At 28.3% G+C, this 7,980-nt stretch carries 8 protein-coding genes and 1 pseudogene; 6 read left to right on the forward strand and 3 right to left on the reverse strand.

Translation table 11 applies throughout. From position 1 onward, the window contains the following. Window positions 1–937 precede the first annotated feature (937 nt). The 3 genes and pseudogenes from ACP7BT_RS13355 to isaB all read left to right on the forward strand — a co-directional run. Window positions 938–1,174: pseudogene (locus ACP7BT_RS13355) on the forward strand (tryptophan-rich sensory protein); the annotation flags it as partial. 4 nt (window positions 1,175–1,178) lie between these two features. Next, window positions 1,179–1,793: a M15 family metallopeptidase gene (locus ACP7BT_RS13360; RefSeq protein WP_069821790.1), complete on the forward strand. Its 615-nt coding sequence runs from the start codon at window positions 1,179–1,181 to the stop codon at window positions 1,791–1,793. A 320-nt stretch (window positions 1,794–2,113) separates the two neighbouring features. Next, window positions 2,114–2,851, forward strand: coding sequence for an immunodominant staphylococcal antigen IsaB family protein (gene isaB / locus ACP7BT_RS13365; protein WP_041080862.1), 738 nt, complete (start codon window positions 2,114–2,116; stop codon window positions 2,849–2,851). Window positions 2,852–2,987: 136 nt separating this feature from the next. Here the strand turns inward: isaB and ACP7BT_RS13370 are convergent, their stop codons facing one another. From ACP7BT_RS13370 to ACP7BT_RS13380, 3 genes are all read right to left on the reverse strand, one after another. Next, complete coding sequence (locus ACP7BT_RS13370; RefSeq protein WP_041080861.1) at window positions 2,988–4,463, reverse strand: Mur ligase family protein; 1,476 nt, start codon at window positions 4,461–4,463, stop codon at window positions 2,988–2,990. Window positions 4,464–4,621: 158 nt separating this feature from the next. Beyond that, entirely contained in the window at window positions 4,622–5,440 is an 819-nt protein-coding gene (locus tag ACP7BT_RS13375; RefSeq protein ID WP_041080859.1) for an anti-sigma factor, read from the reverse strand. After that, complete coding sequence (locus ACP7BT_RS13380; RefSeq protein WP_041080858.1) at window positions 5,430–5,999, reverse strand: RNA polymerase sigma factor; 570 nt, start codon at window positions 5,997–5,999, stop codon at window positions 5,430–5,432. Before ACP7BT_RS13380 ends, ACP7BT_RS13375 begins: the two co-directional genes overlap by 11 nt. Window positions 6,000–6,405: 406 nt before the next feature. On the opposite strand from ACP7BT_RS13380, the gene ACP7BT_RS13385 reads away from it, so the two are divergent. The 3 genes from ACP7BT_RS13385 (at window position 6,406) to ACP7BT_RS13395 (ending at window position 7,720) form a co-directional block, all read left to right on the forward strand. Continuing rightward, entirely contained in the window at window positions 6,406–7,143 is a 738-nt protein-coding gene (locus ACP7BT_RS13385) for an SDR family oxidoreductase (protein ID WP_040138587.1), read from the forward strand. 17 nt (window positions 7,144–7,160) lie between these two features. Next, complete coding sequence (locus ACP7BT_RS13390; protein WP_040138588.1) at window positions 7,161–7,397, forward strand: hypothetical protein; 237 nt, start codon at window positions 7,161–7,163, stop codon at window positions 7,395–7,397. A 227-nt stretch (window positions 7,398–7,624) separates the two neighbouring features. Beyond that, window positions 7,625–7,720 carry a type I toxin-antitoxin system Fst family toxin gene (locus tag ACP7BT_RS13395; RefSeq protein ID WP_002510758.1) on the forward strand — a complete coding sequence of 32 codons (96 nt, stop codon included), beginning with the start codon at window positions 7,625–7,627 and terminating at the stop codon, window positions 7,718–7,720. The last annotated feature ends 260 nt before the right edge of the window (window positions 7,721–7,980 follow it).

Below are 7,980 nucleotides of genomic sequence, written 5' to 3' on the forward strand. Positions count from 1 at the left end.
ATAGTAGCCAACGGCTACAGTGATAACATCCTTGTTAAATTGTTTATATCTGAAATAGTTCATACAGAAGACTCCTTTTTGTTAAAATTATACTATAAATTCAACTTTGCAACAGAACCGAAAATGATAAAGATAAGGTTAAAGTGATGAGATATGTAAGAAGTTTAAAAAATAAATATATTTAGCACTTAAATATGTAATTATAACGGAAATATTCTACATTTAATAGTTCATTATTAATGTAGAAATGATGGATATAATGACTAAATTTAGAAGCAGATTTATTTTTTGAAATTTTATTACTATTAACGCCTATAACTTTATTGTTTTTTAATAAAATGAAAGACAGAGAAGTGGCCAATTTAATGAACTATAAATCTCTTTTTTTCCATTTTTGGGTGGATTAATATATAAATTTAAACTTAGGATTAGTATATGTTGCTTACTACACCCCAATTATTGAGGCTGTTATTAGTTTAATAGGTTTAGGCTTTTTAATTGCTGGAATTTTCAATATTTTAATTGCAACACTTATATCTTTACTATTAATCAATATAATTCAACTTATCTGAAGTTTATGTATATCGTTGGTTAAACAAATATAAAACATTGAATAATCAAAATATTAGTATGTGAATCACATACTTCATAAACTATTATTAAGTTAATAATGTATACTTTAAATACTAAAAAGGAATGATTATTTGAAAATACTATTATTATTATTAAAATTTTGCTACCCTTTGTTTGCTATATTCCAAATTTCTAATTTTTCTATAAAAAATAACGAAGAAAAATACGAACGTTTAGAAAAAAATAAATATATTATTAATAGTCTGTTTCTTCCTTTAATATGGATAATAGTTAATATGATTTCGAGTGTTACTCTTACACTTTCACATTCATACTATAAAAAAATTTCTTTTTAGCTTATAATGCCCAATTAATAGCACAGAGCTTTTGGTATTTAATCTTTTTCAAACATCAATCCTTTTTTCTTTCACTTGTAATAAAAATAGTTCAATTTCTAGTTATGATAGTGAGTATTAAGTCAGTCATCAAAAAGAAAAATTTTATCCGTTTACTTTTAGGAATACATTTATCTTGGATTATCTATGAAATATATTTAAATATATATTTTTGGTTATTAAATAAAAGACTATATAAAGGGTGATTATATGAAAAAATTCGTTCTAGCTGTAGCTATTTTTACTACAATCTATTCATTTAAAAAAAAGAAAAAAGAAAAATGTAATACTATTGTGAAAAGGAATGGCGCATATTATGTGAATAATCATATTATTGTAAATAGAGATTATAAAGTTTGTCCATTTTATATACCTTTTCCAAAATTAAAGGCAAAAAACGCTTTGAAATTTATGATTAAAGACGCACGAAAACAAGGGTTTCAACTAATTATTATTAGTGGTTTTCGATCATATTTAAAACAAATACGGTTATTCAATATGTACGTTCGTCGTGATGGTTTGAAAAAAGCGAAAACTTATAGCGCTGAGCCAGGATATTCTGAACATCAAACCGGTTTAGCTTTTGACGTTGCCTCTCCCGGATTAGATGAGTCAATAAAAGAACAGTTTCAATTTACAAAAGAAAGCAAGTGGCTTCATGATAACGCACATTTCTATGGGTTTATTATCCGATACCCTGAAGGTAAAGAAGACATTACAAAATTTATGTATGAACCTTGGCATTTAAGATATGTAGGTAAAGAAGATGCCATGAAAATAGTAAATGAAAATCTTACATTTGAAGAATATTTTAATTTAGTTTAAAGCAATTTTTATATGGGAACTTAAGTTGACCTGAAAACAGTATTTGTGAAATTAAAGATTTTAAGTATCACTGTATATTTTTATATCAATGATAGGATGACTTAAAAAGTATAAAGTTAATTTTTTTTATTAAAAGTGAACTTAACAATGAAAAAATACGTATGTTTTAATGAGTAGCAACAAAAAGGGGGATTTGTTCAAATCTATATTAAATGTATTTTGTAAGATTAAAAGAATCTAATTGTGTTTTGAGCTTAATCTTTAACGAAATTCAGGCAACGCGAATGATTTATAAAAATATTAAAAAGGGGCGAAGATTTATGAATAACAAATTATTAGTATTTTCATCATCAGTATTAGCTACAGGTGTACTATTAGGAGCAAGTAATGGATCAGGTGGATATAACACAGCACATGCCGATACTATAAATAACAACATGAATAATATGAATCAAAAAGATATGTCTATGAATCATAATATGGACAATATGAATGGTAATATGAACCAAAAAGATATGTCTATGAATCATAATATGGACAATATGAATGGTAATATGAACCAAAAAGATATGTCTATGAACCATAATATGGACAACATGAATGGTAATATGAACCAAAAAGATATGTCTATGAACCATAATATGGATAACATGAACCAACAAGCAATGATGCCTTATTATAATTATACGGGTTATACAACATATGATGGTGATTTCACTCAAGATTATAATTTTGTAAGAGCATTAAAACACGATAATGTTATGATTGATGGATACAAAGTTAACACAGCAGCTGCGGATAAAGACGTTGCTACAAGTAAAAAATTGGATGACACAATGGTGGATATGAACAAAGATGGACAAGTCGTTCATATCACTTTCGATACTAAGAAACATGTAGTAAGTAAAGATATGTTCAAGAAAGAGCATATGTCTAATCACATGTCTGATGAAGGTCAAATAGAAAACGGATCATATATGACTTACGAAACAAACAACGGTATGTACAAAGCCTTTTTCGATAAGCAAGGTTATTTAATGAAAGTAATGATTAGTTAATATTCAATAACATCATAAAAAAGGACCTCAACTGAGGTCCTTTTTTATGATGTTTAATAATTAAAATAAAGTCGATGCTAATTTAAAAATATATTATAGAAGCAAGTCTCTCATCTTTTTATATAATCATAATGTTTCAAGATTTATCTGTTTGCAATAATGTTTTAATGTAGATCTGATCATCGTGATCATATTTTTTCCCTTTATAGTTTTGTGGCTCATTAATACCCGTAAGTAAAATCACTTCATTATTTTTATCAGTTGCATTCAGAAGTCCTCTTATTCCTTCTTTTCGTGAGTAAGACTTTAAAACACTATGCTTCTTATAACTACGGGGTAAATGTCCAATCATAAATTCAGTTATTTCTTTAGGATCTTCATAACCCACTTGCTCAGCAGCAAGCATCAACTTATGAACACCTTGAGGTAACTCGGCTACAGTCATTCCTATTTTGTCAAAACCTCTTAAACCTATTCCCGTGACCATTGTATTTAGCTTTTTACCTATACTTTCAGTATACTGCAAAGCATTATTAATCGACTCTTTAATGGCTAAAGCTGTATGTGCAAAATCTAATATAATCGTATAATCCTCTATTTCAATAATTTGAAAACGATGTAATGGCGAGCCAATAACAGTCGAAGCTTTAATAATTTCTTTAATATCAAAACCTAATTTATGCAAACTAAAAATACTTGTAGCTAAATTAATATAGTTATGCCCTCCTTTAAATTTAGGCTTAATACAAAACCTATCTTTATCAATTGTCATATCAATATGACTATCACCGATATTATATTGATAATAGGCTTGCTGTTTATTCGAAAAATGCCATTTATCTTTCACAATAGAGTTATATTCAGTTGTGTCTAAATTAACTAAATTTAATTGGCTCAAATCATTTAATCTCAATTTAGCTTTTAAATAATTATTCATAGTACCATGGTATTCGAGATGTTCAGGACTAAAATTAGTGAATACTGCTAAAGCATTCGGAATAAAATCTGTACGTTGTTGGTCTAAAGCTATCGATGTTGCTTCGTATACAATATAGTCATAATTTTTGTAATAAAAATATTCTATAATTTCACCCATTTCAAAATACATTGGCGTGGTTTGAGTCGTGTGATTAAATTTCATCTTTTCATAATTACAGTCAAACACCCCTAACGTTCCAATAATAGCAACCTTTTTACCCAACCGTGTTAATAAATTCCCAATCATATGACTCGTCGTTGTCTTACCATTGGTCCCTGTAACCGCAATAAAGTTTAGTCCATCAATGGCTGTTCTGTAGAATAATTTTACTAGATTGTTGGCTACGCTAGGAAAATCATTTATATATACAATAGGAACGTTAAATTCTAGGTGATTAAGTTTAGTTGGAGAGGAGTTGGTAATCATAACCAAAGGTTTCATTTCATTAGCACATTGAGCATAATAAGCCGCATTTTCTGAGTCTTTCAACATAAAAATAGTATTTTGTTGTATATCTTGATACATTGATGTAATCTTTTGACAAATTTTATCCATATTAAAATTAATACACTTAGTATTTGTAATTGTGTTTTTTTCAATTGATAATAGAATATCTTTAATAGTAATTTGCATTAATTTTCACCCAACATCTTCAGTTATTTTGTAATATTAGTTAAAACTTCAATTTACTTATCAAAAAGTAATTACAAAATATACGTATAAATATAAAAAAAGGATCACATGAATTTGTGATCCTTTTCAATAAATTTAAAAACATCATAATAATAAGATTAAATCTCACTACTCGCCATAACCATTTGTCCTTTAGGTTCAGTATTATTAGGAGAAGGTTCCAATGTAAGAGCGATTTTATCATTCTTATCAATGTCTATATTACTCAAGTCAAAAACAACCATCCCTTTATTGTTTTCACTAGAAAACGCGCCTGCTGGGTAAGTTTTATTATCTTTTAATACCCAGACTTGGTACACTTGGTTGCCTTTTGTAGTTTCAATATCTTTGGCTTCAACTATTAATTTTCTATCTGTTTTATTATTCGTATTCGAAAGGTAGGCTTGACCTTGCGTTTTGTCATTACCCATAGATTTTAGGTTGATGACTTTAGCGTCGCCGGTGTTTATCATTGAAGTAGATTGATTTTTTGATTCTTTATTCCCCCAAAATTGGACGCCATTGCCTATAAGAGATAACAACAACATCGCCGCTATAATACCTACATAAAAACGCTTAATAACAGCACTTTTATGATTTTTATTATTCTGTGTTGATACATTTATATGTTGTTGGAATTGGTTATTGGTTTTTGAATTAGTAGAATTAAAATCCTCTTCTTGATTTTCACTTTTTATATCTTTACCTGAAGTTTTGTCTTCATTTAAAACTGATTCTAAAATTCTTTGTTTCATTCCTATCGGAGCTTCAACCTGCTTATTTTTATAAGGAAGTGTATCATGAAGAATTTCGATATCTTTCAAAGTCTTATAGCTTTCAGGTGCAAAATCTAATTCTTCTTCAACGCGCTCTTTTTCGCTTTCGCTCAATTTATCATTGAAATAATCATATATTTCATCAACTTTGCTATCTCTCATTTTCTTCATCCTCCCTTCTTAAAGTTTTTTTAAAGTAGTTATTCAAATGTTGGATTGAAAGTCTCATACGGCTTTTTACAGTCCCTAAAGGTATATTTAAATTACTTGCAATTTCTTGCTGACTCAATCCTTTATAATAAAACAGAGAAATAATTTTTTGTTGATCTTTATTTAAAAGTGAAATCCTTTTATTGATTTCTTCTGAGACTTCTTTACTTAACAAATCATATTCAGGTAGACTATCAGATTGTATACCTTGAAAATCCTCATCAAATTGACTCTCTATAATTTTTTTCTTTCTTATAGCATCAATAGATCTATTACGACATAACGTAATAAGCCAAGTTGATAATTTCCCCTTTTCAGGGTTGAAAATTGCCTTTTTATTCCATATTTTCATAAAAACATCCTGTAAAACTTCTTCACTAGATTGCACATCTTGTGTTATTTTATAAGCCAAATTGAATAATAACGACTCGTACCGATCATATAGTATTTCTAGACTTTTACTATCATTTGTTTCTACTATCATTTTATATAAATCATTTTCATCTACCATTTTGTCCCCTCCTTGTTTTAAAATGAAACAATTAGAGACACCCAGTCGATATGCATTTTATTAGCTTTCAATAAATATACGTAATTTAAATATAAAAAGTTCATATAATGTATAAAAGTGGATAAATTTTTTATATTTAGGTGTACTCTAAAAAATAAAATTGATACTCGCTCTATTAAGCATGAACTTAATGAGTATTTTATCATTAACAGGAATATGTAGCTATTTCAATTAAACATTTATAATGTATGAGAGTCTTATTCAAAAATATAAAATAAGTAGTCTAAAAATGAAAATATTATTTTAAGTATTTTAATTGTAGACATTTATAGTGAAAATATTAACTATGTTTTGATAACGATAATATAGGGAAACTTATATTTTCATTAAACAAGGAGGCAAAATAATGAATAATGTAAAAGATAAAGTGGTCGTGATAACTGGTGCGTCTAGTGGCATTGGTGAGGAAACAGTGAGTTTACTATCTGAAAATGGAGCTAAACTTGTTTTAGGAGCTAGACGTTTAAATCGCTTGGAAGAAATTCAAAAGAATATAGGTAATAATATTTGCATCCAAAAGACAGACGTAACTAATGCCAATGAAGTAAACGCATTAATAGAAACAGCGTATAATGAATTTGGACGCGTAGACGTTTTAATTAATAATGCTGGTCTTATGCCTCAATCATTTTTAGAAAAGAATAAACAAGATGAATGGAATCAAATGATTGATGTTAATATTAAGGGCGTATTATATGGTATCGGTGCAGTATTACCTTATATGAGAGAACAAAAATCAGGTCATATTATTAATTTAGCTTCTGTAGCAGGACATGTTGTTTTCCCAGGTAGCGCTGTTTATAGTGGGACTAAATATGCAGTAAGAGCGATAACTGAAGGATTAAGACAAGAAGAAGCTGCAGTGGGTTCAAATATTAGAACAACAATTCTTTCTCCAGGTGCTATTGATACTGAATTAACAGACCATATTAGCGATAAAGAGATGAAAAAAGGAATAGATGAAGTATACAAAGATGCAATTAAACCAGATGCTATTGCAAGAGCTATTAATTATGCAATTAACGAACCCGAAGAATCATCTGTAAATGAATTTATAATTCGTCCTAGTAGTCAAAATCTATAATTGGGAAGTGATAAATTATGAAAAATATTCTTGATAATTATAATTATAGCGAATCACAAAAAGTTAAAATATTCAGTATACTAACGTATTACGATAATAAAATAAAATCAAATGTTAGTGATTTTAGTGTTACTAATATTGTTGCCGTATTGAAAGAAGAGCAAATTGAGATAACTGATAAAAATATTTTTGATATTGTAGATAAATATAATGACGAAGAGCAATTTACAAACTTATATCTTTATTTAAATTAAATAGTTTTCTTATTATGATATTTAAATTAGTTTAAGTGTAGAGTGTACATGAAGTATATCTTTTTCTGTACACTCTATTTTTATTGAATACAGTTAATCTTATTATACTTAGCTTTTACATAATTTCACTTATCGGAAGTGAATATGCTTATGTATTTACAAATGATATAATAATAGAGTCGCCTATCTCTGGCGTCAATTTGACGTAGAGAGGAGGTGCATACGCAATGACCGACATCTTTGTAAACATCATGACCACAGCAGCAAGTGGTTGCATCGTTGCTTTATTTGCGAACTGGCTACGCAAACGCAATGATAAATAGGCGACTAGTCACACCAAAAAATCCCCTAACTACTGGCATAGTTAGGGGATTTGGTGCATACATGCACGACATCTTTGTTAATTGCATTATAACATCATAGTGGTTAGGAATGCAAAATCATTAAATTGATATACTATTAAAGGTTCTGTTGCAAAGTTGAATTTATAGTATAATTTTAACAAAAAGGAGTCTTCTGTATGAACTATTTCAGATATAAACAATTTAACAAGGATGTTATCACTGTAGCCGTTGGCTACTAT

Source organism: Staphylococcus sp. Y174-1 (assembly GCF_049897865.1).
Classification (GTDB): domain Bacteria; phylum Bacillota; class Bacilli; order Staphylococcales; family Staphylococcaceae; genus Staphylococcus; species Staphylococcus saprophyticus.

What these genes read in the sequence shown, in the direction of transcription:
- ACP7BT_RS13360 (WP_069821790.1), top strand. Translation starts at nt 1,179, where the DNA reads ATGAAAAAATTCGTTCTAGCTGTAGCTATTTTTACTACAATCTATTCA.
- isaB (WP_041080862.1), top strand. Translation starts at nt 2,114, where the DNA reads ATGAATAACAAATTATTAGTATTTTCATCATCAGTATTAGCTACAGGT.
- ACP7BT_RS13370 (WP_041080861.1), bottom strand. Translation starts at nt 4,463, where the DNA reads ATGCAAATTACTATTAAAGATATTCTATTATCAATTGAAAAAAACACA.
- ACP7BT_RS13375 (WP_041080859.1), bottom strand. Translation starts at nt 5,440, where the DNA reads ATGAGAGATAGCAAAGTTGATGAAATATATGATTATTTCAATGATAAA.
- ACP7BT_RS13380 (WP_041080858.1), bottom strand. Translation starts at nt 5,999, where the DNA reads ATGGTAGATGAAAATGATTTATATAAAATGATAGTAGAAACAAATGAT.
- ACP7BT_RS13385 (WP_040138587.1), top strand. Translation starts at nt 6,406, where the DNA reads ATGAATAATGTAAAAGATAAAGTGGTCGTGATAACTGGTGCGTCTAGT.
- ACP7BT_RS13390 (WP_040138588.1), top strand. Translation starts at nt 7,161, where the DNA reads ATGAAAAATATTCTTGATAATTATAATTATAGCGAATCACAAAAAGTT.
- ACP7BT_RS13395 (WP_002510758.1), top strand. Translation starts at nt 7,625, where the DNA reads ATGACCGACATCTTTGTAAACATCATGACCACAGCAGCAAGTGGTTGC.